This window comes from Amycolatopsis sp. NPDC088138 (assembly GCF_044741685.1).
Classification (GTDB): Bacteria; Actinomycetota; Actinomycetes; order Mycobacteriales; family Pseudonocardiaceae; genus Amycolatopsis.
The window spans coordinates 265,837-285,539 of sequence record NZ_JBIUTB010000008.1 but is presented as its reverse complement, the minus strand read 5'-3'; the positions used below and the strand labels follow the sequence as shown (position 1 = coordinate 285,539).

Genomic DNA, 19,703 nt, shown 5'->3' with positions numbered 1-19,703 from the left:
TCTACCTTCCGGTCCGGCTGGGGCGCTTGCGGAGGTTCGCGGCGCGGGCGCGGCGGCGCTCGCCGCGCGCGGAGACGTCTTCGGCGGGTTCCGCGGCGGGCGAGGAGGACGCCGCAGCTGTGTCCGGCTCGCCGAGCAGCGTGACGAACTCGGCGATGGTCGGTTTCTCGAACAGGCTGGCCGGGGCGAGCTCGACGCCGAACTCCTTGGCCACACGGCCGATCAGCACCAGGCCGATCAGCGACGTGCCGCCGAGGTCGAAGAACGGGTCGTGCACGCCGACCTCTTCCAGGCCCAGGCAGTCGCACCACGCGGCGGCGACGCGCTCCTCGGCCGGGGTGCGCGGCGCGACGAGCGCGGTGCGCAGGTCGGGCCGCGGGTAGCGTTCGCCGCTGGGCATCGCGGCATCGGCGCCGACCAGCGCGTCGACCGAGCCCATCCGGGCCAGCGCGGCCAGGACGTCGGTGAGCGGCAGCGGCAGCACCGTCACCTGCGACTCCCCGGAGGCGACGATCCGCGACAGCAGCTCGGTGCCTTCCTCCGCGCCGATGCCGAACTCCTCGCGGAACCGGCGGGAGCCCTCCTGGGCCTCGTCCGAGCCGGAGAGCCCGGACGACGTCCAGGCGTCCAGCTGCCACGGCCCCCAGGCGACCGACACGACCTGCTTGGCCGGGCCGCGCCCGCCGGCTTCGGCGGCGGCGAACCCGTCGAGGAAGGCGTTGGCCGCGGAGTAGTCGGTCTCGCCGACGCCCACGGTGAGCGTCACCGTCGAGGAATAGAGGACGAGGAGGTCGACCGGCTCGACGCGCAGGGCCTCGGCCAGGGCGAGGGTGCCGTCGATCTTCGGGGCCAGCACGGCGGCCGCCTGCTCGCGGGTCTTGTTCTGCAGCAGGCCACCACCGGCGATGCCGGCCGCGTGGACGACGCCGTCGAGGTCACCGAAGTAGCCCCGGACCTCGGCCAGCAGGGCCGCGGCCTCGCCGGGGACGCTGACGTCGGCCCGGACGGTCAGCACGTCGGCACCCAGGGCCCGCAGGTCGCGGACGGCCAGCAGGACGCTGCTCGTGCGGTCGTCGACGCCGTGGTCGCGGATCCAGTCGTCCCAGGTGTCGTCGGGCGGCAGCTCGGTGCGGCCGGCGAGGGCGAGGTTGGCGCCCAGGGGCGCGAGCCGCCGGGCCAGGGCCAGGCCGAGCACGCCGAGGCCGCCGGTGATCAGGTAGGTGCCGCCGGGTTTCCACGCTTGGGCGTCGTCGACTTCGGGCAGCTCGACGACGTCGAAACCGCGCAGCCAGCGCCGTCCCTTGCGCCAGGCCGCTACCGCGACACCGTCGACAGTGTCCACAGTGGAATTGGCCAGGAGGTCTAGTTCGTGGGCTGCCTCTTGCGCCAGGTCTCCGCCGAGGTCCGCGTACTGGGCGTGGACCAGGGGGTATTCGGCGGCGATGGCGTCGGTCATCGCGGCGATCGTCGGGGCGAAGGGGTCGTGCGCGTCGCCGCCGAGGACGTCGAAGCCGTTGCGGCCGAGGGAAAGGAGGTCGACGCGGCGGCCGGAGCACTCGGCGCCGATCGCCTTGCCGAGCCACATCAGGCTGTAGAAGCCGGATTCGCGGTCGGTCGCGGTGAGGCCGTTCGCGTGGACGATCCGCAGCGGGCCGTCACCCTTGACCTCGGCGAGAGTCTTGCGGTAACCGTCCACATCGGACTCTTCGACGACGGTCACCCGGTGGCCCGCTTCTTCGGCGGCCTCGGCGAAGCCGTCGAGCTTGCCGAAGAGGACCAGGTCACCCGGTGTCGCGGGGGTCCGGCGGGTGGTGTCGCGGCGCCAGGTCGGGGTGTGGGCGCTCAGGCCGGCTTTGACCGGGGTCTCTTCGGTGGCGGTCATCTGGTTGAGCGACCAGCCGGTGCCGCGGGAGGCGACCTCGGGCCAGTAGCGGGTGCGCTGGAAGCGGTAGGCGGGCAGCGGGACGAACTTCCGTCCCTCGCCGGCCCACTTGACGGGCACGCCGTGCTCCCAGAGCTGCCCGAGCGCGGCCAGCCACGCGTGCCGCCCGGGCTCCGGCTGCAGCGAGACCACGGGGGTTTGCGGCAGGTAGCGCCCGGCCGCCTCGGCACCTACGTCGCCGAGTCCGCCTTCGACCAGCACGGCGGCGTACTTCGCGAGGGCGAGGAGGCCGTCTTCGAAGCGGTCGTCGGCGATCCGCCAGTGGGCCGCGTCGGCGGCTTCCGCGGCGGTGAGGACCTCGCCGGTCCGCGGGGAGATCACCGGGATCGAGGGTGCCTGCGCGGCCGGAACCGCTCCGCCCAGCGCGAGTTCGAGACCACCGGCGAGGTCGAACACCCCGCCCGCGACGGCGGCGACGTACTCGCCGGTGCCGTGGCCGAGGATGACCGCGGGTTCGAGTCCCCAGGCGTCGAGCAGCCGGGTGAGGGAGTACTCGACGGCGAAGGTGACGGCCCGTTCATCGGCTGTGCCGTCGAGCAGGTCGCCGTCGACCAAGACCGCGCATTCGACGAGCGCCGTGCGGAAGGCCGGTTCGGTGCGGTACAGCTCGCCGGGGACCGAACCCGTCGTTCCCGGGAGCAGCAGGCCGAAGCGTCGGCGGTCGGTGACGGCCGATCCTCCGGTAACCGCGTGCAGGGCGGTCACGGCGTCGGCGTGGTCGCGGACCAGCACCGCCTTGCGCAACGGGAGGGCGCTGCGGCCCGCCTGGGTCGTGAAGGCCACGTCGGCGAGTTCGACGTCGGCGGTCAAGTGATCAGCAAGGGCCGAGGCGTTCGCGCGCAGCCCGGCTTCGCTGTTGCCGGACAGCGTCAGCAGCTGCCAGTCCGGACCGGGCGCGGACGACGGCACCGGCGCGGCCTGGTCCAGGACGAAGTGGACGTTCGAACCCGACCAGCCGAAGGAGCTGACCCCCGCGCGCAGCACACCGTCCGCGTTCGCCGGGAACGGCCGGGCCGCGGGGACCGGACGCACCGGGCCGTCCACCGTCACCACCGAGTTCGGGGTGCTCATGTGCAGGTTGCCCGGCAGCGTCCCGTGTTCCAGGGACAGGACCGTCTTGATCAGCCCGGCCATCCCGGCCGCGGCCAGGGTGTGCCCGACGTTCGTCTTGACCGCGCCGACGTACAGCGGCTCGGGCGCGGTGCGCTCGCCGAAGATCTCGCCGAGGGCGGTGAACTCGATCGCGTCGCCGAGCTGGGTGCCCGAGCCGTGGGCCTCGACGTAGCCGATCTCGTCGGGGGCGACGCCGGCGTCGGCCAGGGCCGCGCGGATGACCGCGTTCTGGGCCGCGCGGTTGGGGGCGGTGAGGCCGTTGCTGCGGCCGTCCTGGTTGGTCGCGGTGCCGCGGATGACCGCGCGCGCCCGCCCGGCCGGGCCGACCTCGGCCGCGCGGCGGAGTACGACGACCCCGCCGCCTTCGCCGATGACGTAACCGTCGGCGCTCTCGTCGAACGTCTTGGTGCGGCCGTCGGCGGCGAGCATGCTCATCTTGCAGGACTGGATGAAGACGTCCGGGTTGATCATCGCCGACGCCGCGCCGACGATCGCGATGTCGCACTCGCCGCGCCGCAGGCTCTGCACGGCCAGGTGCGCCGCGCTCAGCGCCGACGAGCAGGCGGTGTCCACGGTCAGGCACGGCCCCCGCAGGTCGAGCAGGTGCGCGATCCGGCCCGCGGCGGCGGACAGCGAGCTGCCGAGGCCGAAGTACGGGTCGTCGGCCGCGTCCATGCCGTCGGCCTCGAGCTGGCGCATCGAGTACTGCATGGTGTCGATCAGGCCGGCGAACACGCCGGTGCGGCTGCCGCGCAGCTCGTCCGCGGTCAGGCCGGCGTCCTCGATGCCCTCCCAGACCAGCTCCATGAGCAGCCGGAACGTCGGGTCGAGCCGCCGCGCCTCCTGGGGCGAGAGGCCGAAGAACGCCGCGTCCCAGCCGGCGATGTCGTCGACGAACGCGCCCTGCTGCGTGTACGCCTTGCCCGGCGCGGTGCGGTCGGGGTCGTAGTAGTCGGCGGCGTTCCAGCGGTCCGCGGGCACCTCGCGCACGAGGTCACGGCCCTCGACGAGGTTCGTCCAGAACTTCTCGGGGGTGTCGCTGCCGCCGGCGAACCGGCAGGACAGGCCGACGACGGCGACGTCCTGGCCCGCCGCGGCCGGCCCGCCGGTCGTCGCGCGCGGAGCGTCCGGCGCGGTCGTGAGGGAAGCCAGCAGGTGCGCGGCGAGGGCCGCCGGGGTCGCGTGGTCGAACACCATGGTCGGCGGCAGCGCCAGGCCGGTCTCGGTGTTGATCCGGCCGCGCAGCTCGATCGCGGTCAGGGAGTCGATGCCCAGCTTGGTGAACTGCTGCCCGGCCGGGACGCCGTCGGTGTGCCCGAGCACGGCCGCGGTGTGGGTCAGGACCAGCTCGGTGACGACACGCTCGCGCTCGGCTTCCGGCAGCCCGGCGAGCCGGGTGCGCCACGCGTCGGCGGCTTCCGCCCCTTCGGCGGCCTGGGCCGCTTCGGCCTCGGCGATGGCGACGACCTCGGGCAGGTCGGCCAGCAACGGGCTCGGCCGCAGCGCGGCGAACGGCGGCGCGAACTTCTCCCACGTCAGCTCGGCGACGGTCAGCGCGGTCTCGTCGCGGTCGAGCGCGTGCTGCAGCGCGACGAGGCCGGTCTCCGGCTCCATGGCCGGGACGCCCAGGCCGCTGAGCAGCTCGTCGAGGTCCTCGCCGACCCCCATGCCGACGCGGCCCCAGCGGCCCCACGCGACCGACGTCGCGGTCAGCCCCTGGGCCCGCCGCCGCTGGGCGACGGCTTCGAGGTGCGCGTTCGCGGCGCCGTACGCACTCTGGACAGCGTTGCCGATCGACGCGGCGATCGAGGAGAACAGCACGAAGGCGTCGAGGTCGAGTCCCTCGGTCAGCTCTTCGAGGTTCCGTGTCCCGGCGACCTTCGGGCGCAGGACGTCGGCGTAGCGGGTGCGGTCCATCGTCTCGACCAGGCCGAGTTCGAGAACACCCGCGAGGTGGAAGACCGCGCGCAGGTCGCCGCGGATCGGCTCGACGACCGCGGCCAAGGCGTCGCGGTCGGCGACGTCGCAGGCGGCGATGGTCACGCGGTCGCCGGCCAGTTCGGCGGCCCCCGGAGCGTCCGCGCCCTGGCGGGACACCAGGACGACGTGCTCGGCGCCGTGCTCGACCAGCCAGCGGGTGACGACCGAGCCCAGGCCACCGGTGCCACCGGTGACGAGCACGGTGCCGCGCGGCCGCCACGAGCGTGTCGGCTCGGCGGGTTCGGCGTGGGCCAGCCGTCGGCCGAACGCGCCGGTCGCCCGGATCGCGACCTGGTCCTCGCCGCGCGGGCCGGTGAGCACCCCGCGCAGCAGGGTGACGGTCCGCTCCCCCGGCTCGGCCGGGACGTCGACCAGGCCACCCCACGCCTGGGGGTTCTCCAGGGCCGCCGCGCGGCCGAAGCCCCACAGCTGGGACTGGGCGGGCGCGTCCGGGGCATCGTGCGGCCCGGTCGAGACGGCGCCGCGGGTCAGCATCCACAGTGGACCCTGCGGGTCACGGGCCGCAAGCGCTTGCACCAGGGCCATCGTGGCTTCGGCGCCGAACGACAGGCCGTCCGTCTCGGTCTCGTCGAGGGCGAGCAGGGACAGGATCCCGTCGAACGACTCGTCCGGCAGGGACACCCGGTCGGGACGCTCGACGACCAGCCGCTGGACGTCGGCACCGGACAGCGCTTCCAGCGCCGGGGCGGCCCAGGTGTCCTGAGTGGACGTGACGAGCAGCCAGCGGCCGGCGGCGGTGGTCGTCGCGGGGGTGAACGGCTGCCAGCGGACGTGGTAGGCCAGGGCGTCGGCCTCGGCGGCGAGGGACCGGGCGCGGCGGTAGCGCGTCAGGGCGGGCAGGACCGTGCCGAGCGGGGCTTCGACGTCGGACAGCTTCAGTTCGGCGGCGAACTCGCCGACGTCGCCGGCTTCGACGACCGACCAGAACCGGCTGTCCTCGGCGGCGACGGCAGGACCACCGGGGTCCTCCAGCCAGAAGCGCTTGCGCTGGAACGGGTACGTCGGCAGCGGGACGGTCCGGGCGCCGCTGCCGTCGAGGTAGGCGGCCCAGCCGACGCGGGCGCCGTGGGCGTGCAGCAGGCCGAGCGCGCTGACGAGCGTCGCGGCCTGGTCGCGGTCCTTGCGCTGGGCCGCGGCGAAAACGGCGCCATCGGGCAGCACCGAGCGGCCCATCGGGGTGAGCGCCGCGTCCGGGCCGAGTTCGAGGAACGTCGTGACGCCCTGGCCGTGCAGGGTTTCGACCGCGTCGGCGAACCGGACGGTGCCGCGGACGTGCTCGGCCCAGTACGCCGGGTCGGTGAGCCGGTCGGCGGGCTCGCCGGTCAGCGTGGAGACGACCGGGATCGACGGCTCGTGGTAGGTCAGGGTCTTCGCGACGGCCGTGAACTCGGCCAGCATCGGCTCCATCAGGGCCGAGTGGAAGGCGTGCGAGACGGCCAGGCGGGTGCTCCGGCGGCCGGGGAACCGCTCGGCAACGGCCAGGGTCGCGGCCTCGGCGCCGGAGAGGACCACCGCGCGGGGGCCGTTGACGGCGGCGAGCGCGACGTCGGCGGACAGGTGCGGGCGGACCTCGTCCTCGGTCGCTTCGAGGGCGAGCATCGCGCCGCCCTCGGGCAGGGCCTGCATCAGGCGGCCACGGGCCAGCACGAGTTTCGCGGCGTCCGCCAGCGAGAACACCCCGGCGACGTGCGCGGCGGCCAGCTCGCCGATCGAGTGCCCGGCCAGCGCGTCCGGGGTGACACCCCAGGACGTGACTAGGCGGTAGAGCGCGACCTCGAAGGCGAACAGCGCGGGCTGGGCGAACTCGGTGCGGTCGAGGCGGGCCGTGTCGGCGCCGAACACGACGTCCCGGACGCCGGGCAGGTGCGCGCAGACCTCGTCGAAGGCCGCGGCGAAGACGGGGAAGCACTCGTGGAGCCGGCGGCCCATGCCGAGGCGCTGCGCGCCCTGACCGGTGAACAGGAAGGCCAGGCGCCCGGCGGTGTCCTGACCGGTGACGGCGCCCGCGTCGCCGCCCGCGACGGCCCGCAGGCCCGCGGCCAGCTCGGCGCGGTCGGCGCCGGTGACGACCGCGCGGTGCTCCAGCGCGGCGCGGGTGGTGGCCAGCGACAGGGCGACGTCGACCGGCTCGGCACCGGACTCGTCCACAGTGGACAATAGGGCCGCGGCCTGCGCCCGGACCGCCGCCGGAGACGCACCGGAGAGGACGTACGGGACCACCGGCGGCGCGGTGACCGTGCGCTCCTCTTCGACCTCCGCGGCGGGCTCTTCCAGGATGACGTGCGCGTTGGTGCCGCTGATGCCGAACGACGACACGCCCGCCCGCCGCGGCCGGTCCGCGGGCCACGGCCGCGCCTGGTCCAGCAGCTCGACCGAACCGGCGGACCAGTCGACGTGCGGCGACGGCCGGTCGACGTGCAAGGTGGCGGGCAGGACGCCGTGGCGCATCGCCTCGACCAGCTTGACGATCCCGGCCATGCCCGCCGCGGCCTGGGTGTGGCCGATGTTGGACTTGACCGAGCCCAGGTACAACGGCTGCGAGCGGTCACGGCCGTAGGTGGCGAGCAGGGCCTGTGCCTCGATCGGGTCACCGAGGGCGGTGCCGGTGCCGTGTGCCTCCACGACGTCGACGTCCGAAGTGGACAGTCCAGCGTTGGCCAGTGCCGCGCGGATCACGCGTTGCTGGGACGGGCCGTTCGGCGCGGTCAGGCCGCTGGACGCGCCGTCGGAGTTGACGGCGCTGCCGCGGACCAGCGCGAGCACCGGGTGGCCGTGGCGGCGGGCGTCGGAAAGCCTTTCCAGCACGAGCATTCCGGCGCCTTCGGCCCAGTTCGTGCCGTCGGCGGCCGCGGCGAACGGCTTGCAGCGGCCGTCCGGCGCCAGGCCCCGCTGCCGGGAGAACTCGACGAACGCGCCGGGGGTCGCCATGACCGTGACCCCGCCGGCCAGCGCGAGGGTGCACTCCCCCGACCGCAGCGAGCGGGCCGCGAGGTGCACGGCGACCAGCGACGACGAGCACGCCGTGTCGATCGACACCGACGGCCCTTCCAGGCCGAGCGAGTAGGAGACGCGGCCGGAGACGACGCTGCCGGACGTCCCGATGCCGAGGTACCCCTCGTGCTCCTCGGGCAGCGCGGTCAGCCGGGACGCGTAGTCGGTGAAACCGACCCCCGCGAACACCCCCGTGCTGCTCCCGCGCAGCGTCGCCGGGTTGATGCCGGCCCGTTCGACCGCTTCCCACGCCGTCTCCAGCAGCAGCCGCTGCTGCGGGTCGGTCGCCTCGGCCTCGCGGGGCGAGATGCCGAACAGCTCGTTGTCGAACTCGGCGGCGTCGTGCAGGAAGCCGCCCTCGCGGACGTAGCTGGTGCCCGGCACGGACGCGTCGAGGTCGTGGATCGTGTCGGTGTCCCAGCCGCGGTCGATGGGGAACGGCGAGATGGCGTCACCACCGGCGTCGACCAGGTCCCACAGCTGTTCCGGGGTGCGGACCCCGCCGGGGAACCGGCAGCTCATCGCGACGATGGCGATGGGCTCGGTCTCCTTCTCCCGCGCGTCCGCCAGCTCGCGGCGGCTTTCGCGCAGGTCGGCCGCCATCCGCTTGAGGTAGTCGACGTACTGCTCTTCCGAAGGCATGGGTCACGGCTCCCGAGGGGCTGGAGGGCGGGTCAGCGCGGGCCGAACTCGTCGTCGATCAGCGCGAGGAGGTCGTCCGGGGACGCGGCTTCGAGGTCGGCGTGCGCAGGCTTCTTCGCCGCCCACGCCGTCACCAGCCGCTTGAGGCGGGCTTCGATGTCCGTGTCGGCGGGGTCGGCCCCGTCGAGCAGGGCTTCGAGCCGGGTGATCTGCTCGGTCACCGCGGCTCCCGGCCCGGTCTCGGGCGCGAGTTCGGTCTGCAGGTACTTGGCCAGCGCGTCCGGCGCCGGGTAGTCGAACACGACGGTGCTCGGCAAGGTGAGACCGGTCGCGACGGCCAGCGCGGTCCGGAACTCGACCGCGGTCAGCGAGTCGAAGCCCAGGTCGAGGAAGCCGCGGCCGGGAGCGATCGCGGCCGCGCCGGCGTGCCCGAGCACCGCCGCGGCCTGCCCGCGCACCAGGTCGAGCAGCGCACGTTCCTGGTCGGTCTCGGCGAGCCCGGCCAGCTTGCGACGCAGTTCGCCCGCGTCGGCCGCGGCGGCCCGGCGCCGGGTCGCCGGCACGAGGTCCCGCAGCACGGGAGGCACCTGCCCGGCGGCCAGCCCGGCACGGTCCAGCTTGACCGGCACCGTAGCGGCGACGTCCGCCGCGAGGGCCGCGTCGAACAGCGCCAGGCCTTCTTCGGTGCTGAGGGCGGGGAAGCCGTTGCGGCTCAGGCGGTTGCCCGCCTGGGTGCTGAGCGCGCCGCCCATGCCGTCGGCCCAGCGGCCCCAGGCCAGCGCGCGGCCGGGCAGGCCGAGGGCCTTGCGGTGCACGGCGAGGCCGTCGAGGAAGGCGTTGGCCGCGGCGTAGTTGCCCTGCCCGGCGTTGCCGAGCACCCCGGCGGCCGAGGAGAACAGCACGAACGCGGCGAGGTCGTGGCCCTTGGTGAGCTCGTGCAGGTGCCAGGCGGCCGCGGCCTTGGGGCCGAAGACGGTGTCCAGGCGGTCCGGGGTGAGCGCCTCGACGAGGCCGTCTTCGAGGACACCGGCCGCGTGCACGACCCCCGTCAGCTGGGGAATCCCGGCCAGGAGGCCTTCGACAGCGCCGCGGTCGGCGACGTCGCAGGCCTCGATCCGAACGGTCGCGCCCAGGTCGGTGAGTTCGGTGGTCAGTGCGGCGGCACCGGGCGCGTCCGCGCCACGACGGCTGGTGAGGACCAGGTCGCAGACGCCGTGTGCCTGGACGAGGTGCCGCGCCAGGTGAGCGCCGAGCCCGCCGGTACCGCCCGTGACGAGCACGGTGCCACCGCCGAGGTTCGGGCTTTCGCTCGCGGTCGCGCCGACCGGCGCCAGCCGGGGTGCGTAAGCCTTTCCTTCGCGCAGCAGCAGCTGGTCTTCACCCGTGGCCAGGGCCCGGCTCAGCACCGTCGTATCGCCGTCGCCGTCCACGAGGACGAAGCGGCCGGGGTGTTCCGACTGCGCCGCGCGGACCAGGCCCCAGACCGCGGCGGCGGCCGGGTCGGCACCGTCCTCTTCGGACAGTCCGACGGCGCCCGCGGTCAGGATCACCAGGCGGCCGTCCCGGGGTGCCGCGAGCCACTCCTGCAGCTTCGCCAGCACCTCGGTGGTCGCCAGCCGGGCCGCGTCGGCGACGCCCGTGGTGCCCTGCGGTTCGGGCAGTTCGAGGATCTCCGCGTCGATCTCGGAGCCGGTGAGGGTGACCGGGGTCCAGCTCAGGCGGTGCAGCGACTCGCTCGGCGCGGTCGCCACGGCCGGGCGCTCGCCGAACGTCACCTCGGCGGTGAGCACCGGCTCGCCCGCGAGGTCGACGACGCTCAGCGCGCCCGTGTCGGCCAGCGCCGTCCGAACGCGGGTGGCGCCGGTCGCGTGCAGGGTGACGTTGCGCCAGGCCACCGGCCAGCCGTGCTCGGCCAGCAGCGGGTCGAGCAGGTTCGGGTGCAGGCCGTAGAGCGTGTCCTCCGGCACGGTCAGCTCCACAAAGGACCCCTCGGCCGAGGTCGCCACGGACTCGGTGACCAGGAACCCGGTCGCGTGCCGCTGCCAGTCCTGCCCGGCGCGGGTGTGGATCGAGACCGGGCGGCGGCCGCCGTCCGCGGCGCCGACGGCGACCTGGACCTCACGGTCTCCGGCGAGGGGCGCCTCGACGGTCAGCTCGGCCAGCGTCGCGTAGCCGACCTCGTCACCGGCCCGGATCGCCAGCTCGACCAGCAGCGTGTCCGACGGCTCCGCGGGCAGGACGCCGGTGCACAGCACCGAACCGTCCCCGGCCGACGTCACGGCGGAAGCGAGCACCGGGTGACGCAGACTGCCGGCCACCCGCGCGACGGCCGGTTCGCGAATCCAGTACCGCTCGTGCTGGAAGGCGTAGGTGGGCAGGTCGACCACCCGCGGCGACGCCGGGGCGAAGAACGCGGGCCAGTCGACGTCGATCCCGCGGACGTGCAGGCGGGCCAGCGCCGTCACCGCGGCCGACGGCTCGTCGCGGTCGGCGCGCAGGGCCGGGATCGCCTCGCCGGACCCCGCGGCCAGGGCCGAGAGCACCGCGGCCGGGCCGATCTCGAGGAACGTCGTCACGCCTTCGGCGGTCAACGCCGTCAGGGCGTCGGCGAACCGGACCGGCTCCCGCACGTGCCGCACCCAGTGGGCCGGGTCGGTGAGGTCGGCGGTCAGCGTCGACACGACCGGGATCGACGGCTCGGCGTAGGTCAGTTCGTTCGCCACCGCGGCGAACTCGTCCAGCATCGGGTCCATCAGCGGCGAGTGGAACGCGTGGGAGACGTCGAGGCGCTTCACCCTGCGGCCCCGCGCTTCCAGCGCCGCGGCGGCGGCGAGCACCGGTTCCGCCACGCCCGAAAGCACCACGGCGTCCGGGCCGTTGACCGCCGCGACGGCGACGTCGGAGAACTCGGCCACCTCGGCTTCGCTCGCCTGCACGGCGACCATCGCACCACCCGCGGGCAGGGCCTCCATCAGCCTGCCGCGAGCCTCGATCAGCGTGGCCGCGTCGGCCAGGGACAGCACCCCGGCCACGTGCGCCGCGGCGATCTCGCCGATCGAATGCCCGGCGACGAAGGCCGGGCGCACGCCCCACGACTCGAAGAGCCGGTACAGCGCGACTTCCAGGGCGAAGATCGCGGGCTGGGCGGTGCCGGTCCGGTCGAGGTCGTCGCCACTGACGGCCGGAAGCAGTGCGGCGATCTCGTCGTAAGCCGCCGCGTAAGCCGGGAACGCCTCGTACAGCCCGCGGCCCATCCCGGCCCGCTGCGAACCCTGGCCGGTGAACAGGAAGGCCAGGCGGCCGGTCGCGGTTTCCCCGGTGACGAGGTTCGCGGCCGACCTGCCTCCGGCGAGGGCACGCAACCCCGAAGCCGCGTCTCCGACGACGACCGCGCGGTGGTCGTGGTGCGTACGAGTGGTCGCCAGCGAAAACCCGACGTCCACAGTCGACTTGTCCACAGCGGACAGTCGAGCTGCCTGGTCGGCCAGCGCCGCCGGGGTGCGTCCCGAAAGGACCCACGGCACGACCGGCAGGTCCCGCGACGGCTCCGGCTCGGCGAAGTCCGGCGCCTGCTCGATGACGATGTGCGCGTTGGTGCCGCTGATGCCGAACGACGACACGCCGGCGCGGCGCGGCCGCCCGGTCTCCGGCCAGGGGGTCTGCTCGGTGAGCAGTGCGATGTCGCCGGTGGTCCAGTCGACGTGCGGGGTCGGCTCGTCCACGTGCAGGCTCGCCGGGACGACGCCGTGGCGCATCGCCTCGACGACCTTGATGATCCCGGCGACGCCCGCCGCGGCCTGGGTGTGGCCGATGTTGGACTTGACCGAGCCGAGCAGCAGCGGCCACTCGCGGTCCTGGCCGTAGGTGGCCAGCAGGGCCTGCGCCTCGATCGGGTCGCCCAGCGGCGTGCCGGTGCCGTGCGCCTCGACGACGTCCACAGTGGACGATTCGACACCGGCGTTGGCCAGCGCCGCGCGGATCACGCGTTGCTGCGACGGGCCGTTGGGGGCGGTGAGACCGTTGGACGCGCCGTCCTGGTTGACCGCGGAGCCGCGCACGACGGCCAGCACGGTGTGCCCGTTGCGGCGGGCGTCGGAAAGCCGTTCCAGCACGAGGATCCCGACACCTTCGGCCCAGTTCGTGCCGTCGGCCGCGCCGGCGAACGGCTTGCAGCGCCCGTCCGGCGCGAGGCCGCGCTGCCGCGAGAACTCGACGAACATGTCGGGCGAGGCCATCACGTTGACGCCGCCGGCCAGAGCGAGCGTGCACTCCCCCGACCGCAGCGACTGGGCGGCGAGGTGCACCGCGACCAGCGACGACGAGCACGCCGTGTCGACCGAGACGGCCGGGCCCTCCAGGCCCAGCGCGTAGGCGACGCGGCCGGAGACGACGCTGCTGAAGGACGCGGTGCCGAGGAAGCCTTCGACCTGCTCGGGGATCGCGCTGAGCCGGGAGATGTAGTCGTTGGACAGGGCCCCGGCGAACACGCCGGTGCTGGTCCCGCGCAGGGTCGCCGGGTTGATGCCGGAGCGTTCGAGGGCCTCCCACGCCGTCTCCAGGACCTGCCGCTGCTGCGGGTCGATGGCGAGGGCCTCGCGGGGCGAGATGCCGAAGAACTCGGCGTCGAAGTCGCCCGCGTTGTGGAGGAAAGCGCCTTCCGAGGCGTACGTGGTGCCGCGGTGGTCTGGGTCCGGGTGGAACAGCGAGTCGAGGGGCCAGTCGCGGTCGGCCGGGAAGTCGCCGACGCCGTCGCGGCCCTCGGCGACCAGCTGCCACAGGTCACCGGGCGAGGTGACCTCACCCGGGTAGCGGCAGCCCATGCCGACGATGACGATCGGGTCGTCGTGGGTACCGGTCCCGGCCGCGATGGGGGTGACCGCGGCCGGGACCGGCGTCTCGTCCCCGACGACCTCCGTGCGCAGGAAGGTGCTGAGCGCGGCGGGTGTCGGGTGGTCGAACACGAGCGTCGCGGGCAGCCGGAGGCCGGTCGCGGCGCCGAGGCGGTTGCGCAGCTCGACCGCGGTGAGCGAGTCGAAGCCGATCTCGTTGAACGCGCGGGTCGCGGCGATCCCGGACGCGTCGGCGTGGCCGAGCACCAGCGCGACCTCGCGGCGCACCAGGTCGAGGAGCAGCTCGTCCTGCTCGCTCACGGGCAGCCCGGTGAGCTTGCGGCGCAGCTCGCCCGCCTGCTCGGCGGTCGCCGTCTTGGCCTTGGCCCGGCCGGATCCGCCGACCAGCGCGCGGATGAGCGGCGAGATCGGGGCGTCGCTGCCGCGGACGGTCGCGCGGTCGAACTTGAGGCCGAGCAGGACGGCGTGGTCGAGGCCGACCGCGCGGTCGAACATCGCCAGGCCCTCTTCGGGGTCGATCGGCGGGAACCCGCTGCGGCGCAGGCGTTCCTCGCCCGCGTCGCCGAGCTCCCCGCGCATGCCGCCGGACCACAGGCCCCAGGCGACCGACTGCGCGGCCAGGCCGTCGGCGCGGCGGCGCGTGGCGAGCCCGTCGAGGAAGGCGTTGGCGGCGGCGTAGTTGCCCTGGCCCGGGTTGCCGAGCACGCCGGCGGCCGAGGAGAACTGGACGAACCAGCGCAGTGGCAGGTCCGCGGTCAGCTCGTGCAGGTGCCAGGCGGCTTCGGCCTTCGGCGCGAGGACGCGGTCGAGACGTTCGGGGGTCAGTGCGTCGAGCGGGGCGTCGTCGAGGACACCGGCCGCGTGGACGACCCCGGTCAACGGGTGCTCGGCGGGGATCCCGGCCAGCAGCTCGGCGACGGCGTCGCGGTCCGAGCCGTTACACGCGCTGATGGTGACCGAGGCGCCCAGAGCGGTCAGCTCTGCGGCCAGTTCGGCCGCGCCCGGTGCGTCCGGGCCCCGGCGGCTGGTCAAGACCAGGTGCCGGACGTCGTGGGTGGTGATCAGGTGCTTGGCCAGCATCGCGCCGAGACCGCCGGTGCCGCCGGTGATCAGGACGGTGCCCCCGGGCTCCGGGCCGCGCGGCACGGTCAGCACGACCTTGCCGATGTGCTTGGCCTGGCTGAGCAGGCGGAACGCCTCGGGCGCGCGGCGGACGTCCCAGGTGTGACGCGGCAGCGGCGTCAGGACACCCTGCGCGAACAGGTCGAGGACCTCGGCCCACATGCGGGAGAACTGCTCGGGCCCGGCTTCGATCAGGTCGTACGGCCGGTAGTGGACACCGGGGTGCTGCGCGGCGACCTCGTCCGGGTCGCGCAGGCCCGCCTTGCCCATCTCGAGGAACCGGCCGCCGCGCGGCAGCAGCCGCAGGGACGCGTCGACGAAGTCGCCGGTGAGCGCGTCGAGCACGACGTCGACGCCGCGGCCGTCGCTGGTGGCCAGGAACTGCTGTTCGAAGTCGAGGGTGCGGGAGTTGGCGATGTGGGCGTCGTCGAGGCCGGCTTCGCGCAGGACGTGCTGCTTGCCGGGGCTGGCGGTGCCGTAGACCTCGGCGCCGAGGTGGCGCGCGATCTGGACGGCCGCCATGCCGACACCGCCCGCGGCCGCGTGGACCAGCACGGACTCGCCCTCGTGCAGCCCGGCGAGTTCCTTCAGACCGAAGTAGGCCGTGAGGAACACCAGCGGCACGGACGCGGCCTCTTCGTAGGACCAGCCGGACGGGATCCGGGCGCACATCGAGCGCTGCGCGGTGGTGACCGTGCCGATGCCGCCGATCGCGACGCCCATCACGCGGTCGCCGACGGCGAGATCGTCCACTTCGGACCCGACCTCGAGGACCACGCCGGCGACCTCGTTGCCGAGTGGGCCGGGCTCACCCTCGAACATGCCGAGGACGTTGAGCGCGTCACGGAAGTTGAGACCCGCCGCGGCGACACCGACGCGGATGTGCCCGGGGGACAGGGGTTCCAGGGCCTGGGGGCACGGCTCGAGCCGCAGCTCCTCCAGGGTGCCGCGGGCGGCCATGCCGAGGCGCCACGCGGGTTCGGCGGGCGGGACCAGCTCGTCGGGGCCCGGCACCGGGCCGAGGCGCAGGGCCGCGAAGGCGCCGTCGCGCAGGGTCAGCTGGGGTTCGCCGGTGGCCAGGACCGCGGCGAGCTCGCTGTCGGAGAGGTCGCCGGTCTCGCTGTCGACGAGCACGACCCGGCCGGGCAGCTCGCTCTGCGCCGAGCGGCCGAGGCCCCAGACGGCGGCGGCCGCCGGGTCGACGCGGCCGGGGCCGATCGCGTCGCAGGTGACGACGATGAGCTTCGCGTCGGCGAACCGGTCCTCTGTGGACAGTTGCTGCAGGACGGAAAGCACTTCGTGGGTGGCGATCCGGACGCCCATGGGGTCGGTGAACACCGGGAGCACGACCACCGGCGGCACCTCACCGCCGCCGATGCGGCCGTGGTAGGCCCAGCCGACCACGGCCGGGTCCGCCGGGGTCGGCACCGGCGTCCAGTCGAGCCGGAACAGCGAGTCGAGCCCGGGTGCGGTGGTCAGCGCCCCGGCGGCCAGCTCGCGCAGGGTCAGGGAGCCGATGGTGACGACGGGGGCGCCGGTGCCGTCGGCGGCGCGCAGGGTGACCGCGCCGGACGCGCCCGGGGTCAGCCGCAGCCGGAGCGCGGACGCCCCGGTGGCGTGCAGGGTGACGTCCTGCCAGAGGAACGGCAGCTTCGCGCCACCCGGCTCCTCGCTCAGCAGGCCGATCGCGTGCAGGCCCGCGTCGAGCAGCGCCGGGTGCAGGCCGAAGCGCTCGACGTCGGCCTTGCCGGCCGAGTCCGGCAGCTCGGTCTCGGCGAAGATCTCCTCGCCGACGCGCCAGGCGGCCTTGAGCCCGCGGAACACCGGGCCGTACTCGAGACCGGCGGCGGCGAAGACCGGGTAGACGTCGGTGACGTCGACCGCGACCGCGTCCCGCGGCGGCCACTCGGCCAGGTCGAACCCGGCCGCCGGGGCCTGCGACGCCAGCGTGCCAGAGCCGTGCAGCGTCCAGGCGCCTTCACCGGAGCGCGAGTACACCGCGACGGCGCGGCGGCCGGACTCGTCCGGCGCGGCCAGCACGACCTGGACGTCCACCGGCCCGGCCAGGACCATCGGCTCGCGCAGGGTCAGCTCTTCGAGGTGGGCGCAGCCGGCTTCGTCACCGGCTCGCAGCGCCAGCTCGACAAGCGCGGTGCCGGGCACGATGACGGTGCCGGCGACCGCGTGGTCGGTGAGCCACGGGTGGGTGGCCGGGGAGATCCGGCCGGTCAGCACGATCCCCGCGCCGTCGGCGAGCGGGACGGACGCGCCGAGCAGCGGGTGGGCGGCGTCGGCCAGGCCGAGCCCGCCTGGGTCGCCCGCGCCGCGGCCGCCGCGCAGCCAGTAGTTCTCGCGCTGGAACGGGTAGGTGGGCAGGTCGATGGTGCGGGCGCCGGTCCCGGCGTGGAACGCGGTCCAGTCGACGCGGGCGCCGCGCACGTGCAGCTCGGCGAGCACGGCCATCGCGGTGAGCGCCTCGGGACGGTCCTTACGCAGCACCGGCACAGCGACGGTGCCTTCGGGCGGCAGCGTCCGCGCGGCCATCCCGGCCAGCACGGAGTCGGGGCCGATCTCGACGAACCGGGAAACGCCTTCGCCGCGCAGGAAGCCGACACCGTCGGCGAACCGCACGGGCTGCCGGACGTGCCGCGGCCAGTAGCCGGGCACGGTGACCTCGTCCGGCCCGGCGAGGCGGCCGGTCACGTTGGACACCACCGGGATCGTGGGCTCGTGATAAGTCGCGCGGGAGGCGATCTCGCTGTACTCGGCGAGCATGCCGTCCATCCGTGCCGAGTGCGACGCGTGGGAGATGTTGAGCCGCTTGACCTTGCGGCCACGTTCGGCGAACTTCGCCGCCAGTGCCTCGGCGATCGTCTCCTCGCCCGAGATGACGACCGAGTCCGGCGCGTTGAGCGCGCCGATCGCGAGGCCGTCGGTCAGCTCGGCGGCGATCTCCTCCTCGGTGGCCTGGATCCCGATCATCGCGCCACCCGGCGGCTGCGCCTCCATCAGGCGGCCGCGGGCGGTGATCATCCGGGCGGCGTCGGCGAGGTCCCAGACGCCGGCGACGTGCGCGGCGCCCAGTTCCCCGGCGGAGTGGCCGACGACGTAGTCCGGGCGCACGCCCCGCGACCCGAGCAGCCGGAACAGCGCGACCTGCAGGGCGAACATCGCGGGCTGGGCGTACGTCATCCGGTCGAGCAGGCTCTGGTCGTCGCCGAAGACGATGCCGGCCAGCGGCCGGTCGAGGTGCGCGTCGAGGGCGGCGCACGCCTCGTCGAAGGCGGTCCGGTAGGCCGGGAACGTGTCGTACAGCTCGCGGCCCATGCCGCAGCGCTGGGCGCCCATGCCGGAGAACAGGAACGCGGTGCGCCCGAGCAGCGGCTCGCCGGTGACGACACCCGGCGCGGGCGTACCCGAAGCCAGCGCGTTCAGCCCGGCCTTGAGGTCGTCGCGGGTCCGGCCGACGACGACGGCACGGCTTTCCAGCGCGGTGCGGGTGGTGGCCAGGGACCAGCCGAGGTCGAGCGGGTCGACGTCGTCCACTGTGGACAGCAGGCTTTCTGCGGCAGCCTGCAGCGCGGCGGGTCCGCGGGCCGAGAGCGGCCACGCCTGGACCGGCGGCGGAGTGCGTTCCGGCGCAGGCTCTTCGGCCGACGGCGCCTGTTCCAGGATGACGTGGGCGTTGGTGCCGCTCATGCCGAAGGACGACACCCCGGCGCGGCGCGGGCGGTCGCCGGTGTCCCACGGCTTCGGCTCGGTGAGCAGCTCGACCGCCCCGGCCGTCCAGTCGACGTGCGGCGACGGCTCGTCGACGTGCAGGGTCCGCGGCAGGACGCCGTGGCGCATCGCCTCGATCACCTTGATGATCCCGGCGGCGCCCGCGGCGGCCTGGGTGTGCCCGATGTTGGACTTGATCGACCCCAGCCACAGCGGTTCCGAGCGGTCGCGGCCGTAGGTGGCCAGCACCGCCTGGGCCTCGATCGGGTCGCCCAGGGTGGTGCCGGTGCCGTGGGCCTCGACGGCATCGACGTCCGCGGCGGTGAGCTTGGCGTTCTTCAGCGCGGCGCGGATGACGCGCTGCTGGGCCGGGCCGTTGGGCGCGGTCAGGCCGTTGGACGCGCCGTCCTGGTTGACCGCGGACCCGCGGACCACGGCGAGGATCCGGTGCCCGTTGCGGCGGGCGTCGGACAGCCGTTCCAGCAGCAGCATGCCGGCGCCCTCGGACCAGCCGGTGCCGTCGGCGCCCGCGGCGAACGCCTTGCAGCGGCCGTCCGGGGCCATGCCGCGCTGGCGGGAGAACTCGACGAACGTCTCCGGCGTCGCCATCACGGTGACGCCGCCGGCCAGGGCGAGCGAGCACTCCCCCGACCGCAGCGCGTGCGCCGCGAGGTGGACCGCGACCAGCGACGACGAGCAAGCCGTGTCGATCGTGACGGCCGGGCCCTCCAGTCCGAGGGTGTAGGCGAGCCGTCCCGACAGCACGCTGTTGGACGAGCCGGTGCCGAGGAACCCTTCGACCTCTTCGGAACCGCCGTCGAACCCCGAGACGTACTCGCTGCGCATGGCCCCGGCGAACACGCCGGTGGCGCTGCCCTTCAGCGCCGCGGTGTCCAGCCCGGCGCGTTCGAACGTCTCCCAGGTGACCTCCAGCAGCAGCCGCTGCTGCGGGTCCATGGCGAGGGCCTCCCGCGGCGAGATGCCGAAGAAGCCCGCGTCGAACTCGCCCGCGTCGTGCAGGAAACCGCCCTGGTCGCTGTAGCTGGTGCCGCGGTGCTCCGGGTCCGGGTGGTACAGCGCGTCGGTGTCCCAGCCGCGGTTGGCCGGGAAGCCCGACATGCCGTCACCGCCGCCGTCGACGAGGTCCCACAGCTGCTCCGGCGAGGTGACCCCGCCGGGGTACCGGCAGGCCATGCCGATCACGGCCAGGGGCTCGGAACCGCTTTCCTCGGCGTCCTTGAGGCGGCGCCGCGTCTCGCGCAGCTCGGCGGCCAGCCGCTTGAAGTAGTCGAGCGTCCGTTCGTCGGTCGTCATGACGGTGG

The 19,703-nt window shown here is 74.5% G+C and carries 2 protein-coding genes; both read right to left on the bottom strand.

Annotated elements, in window-relative coordinates:
- Position 1 precedes the first annotated feature (1 nt).
- Positions 2-8,689, bottom strand: a complete 8,688-nt coding sequence (locus ACIOD2_RS42075) for a type I polyketide synthase (RefSeq protein ID WP_400550975.1) — start codon at positions 8,687-8,689, stop codon at positions 2-4.
- Between the two features lie 32 nt (positions 8,690-8,721).
- Entirely contained in the window at positions 8,722-19,695 is a 10,974-nt protein-coding gene (locus ACIOD2_RS42070) for an SDR family NAD(P)-dependent oxidoreductase (RefSeq protein ID WP_400550974.1), read from the bottom strand.
- Positions 19,696-19,703 lie beyond the last annotated feature (8 nt).

Bases quoted from the DNA above. Each gene is read 5' to 3' on its own strand.
- ACIOD2_RS42075 (WP_400550975.1), bottom strand. From the start codon at position 8,689: ATGCCTTCGGAAGAGCAGTACGTCGACTACCTCAAGCGGATGGCGGCC.
- ACIOD2_RS42070 (WP_400550974.1), bottom strand. From the start codon at position 19,695: ATGACGACCGACGAACGGACGCTCGACTACTTCAAGCGGCTGGCCGCC.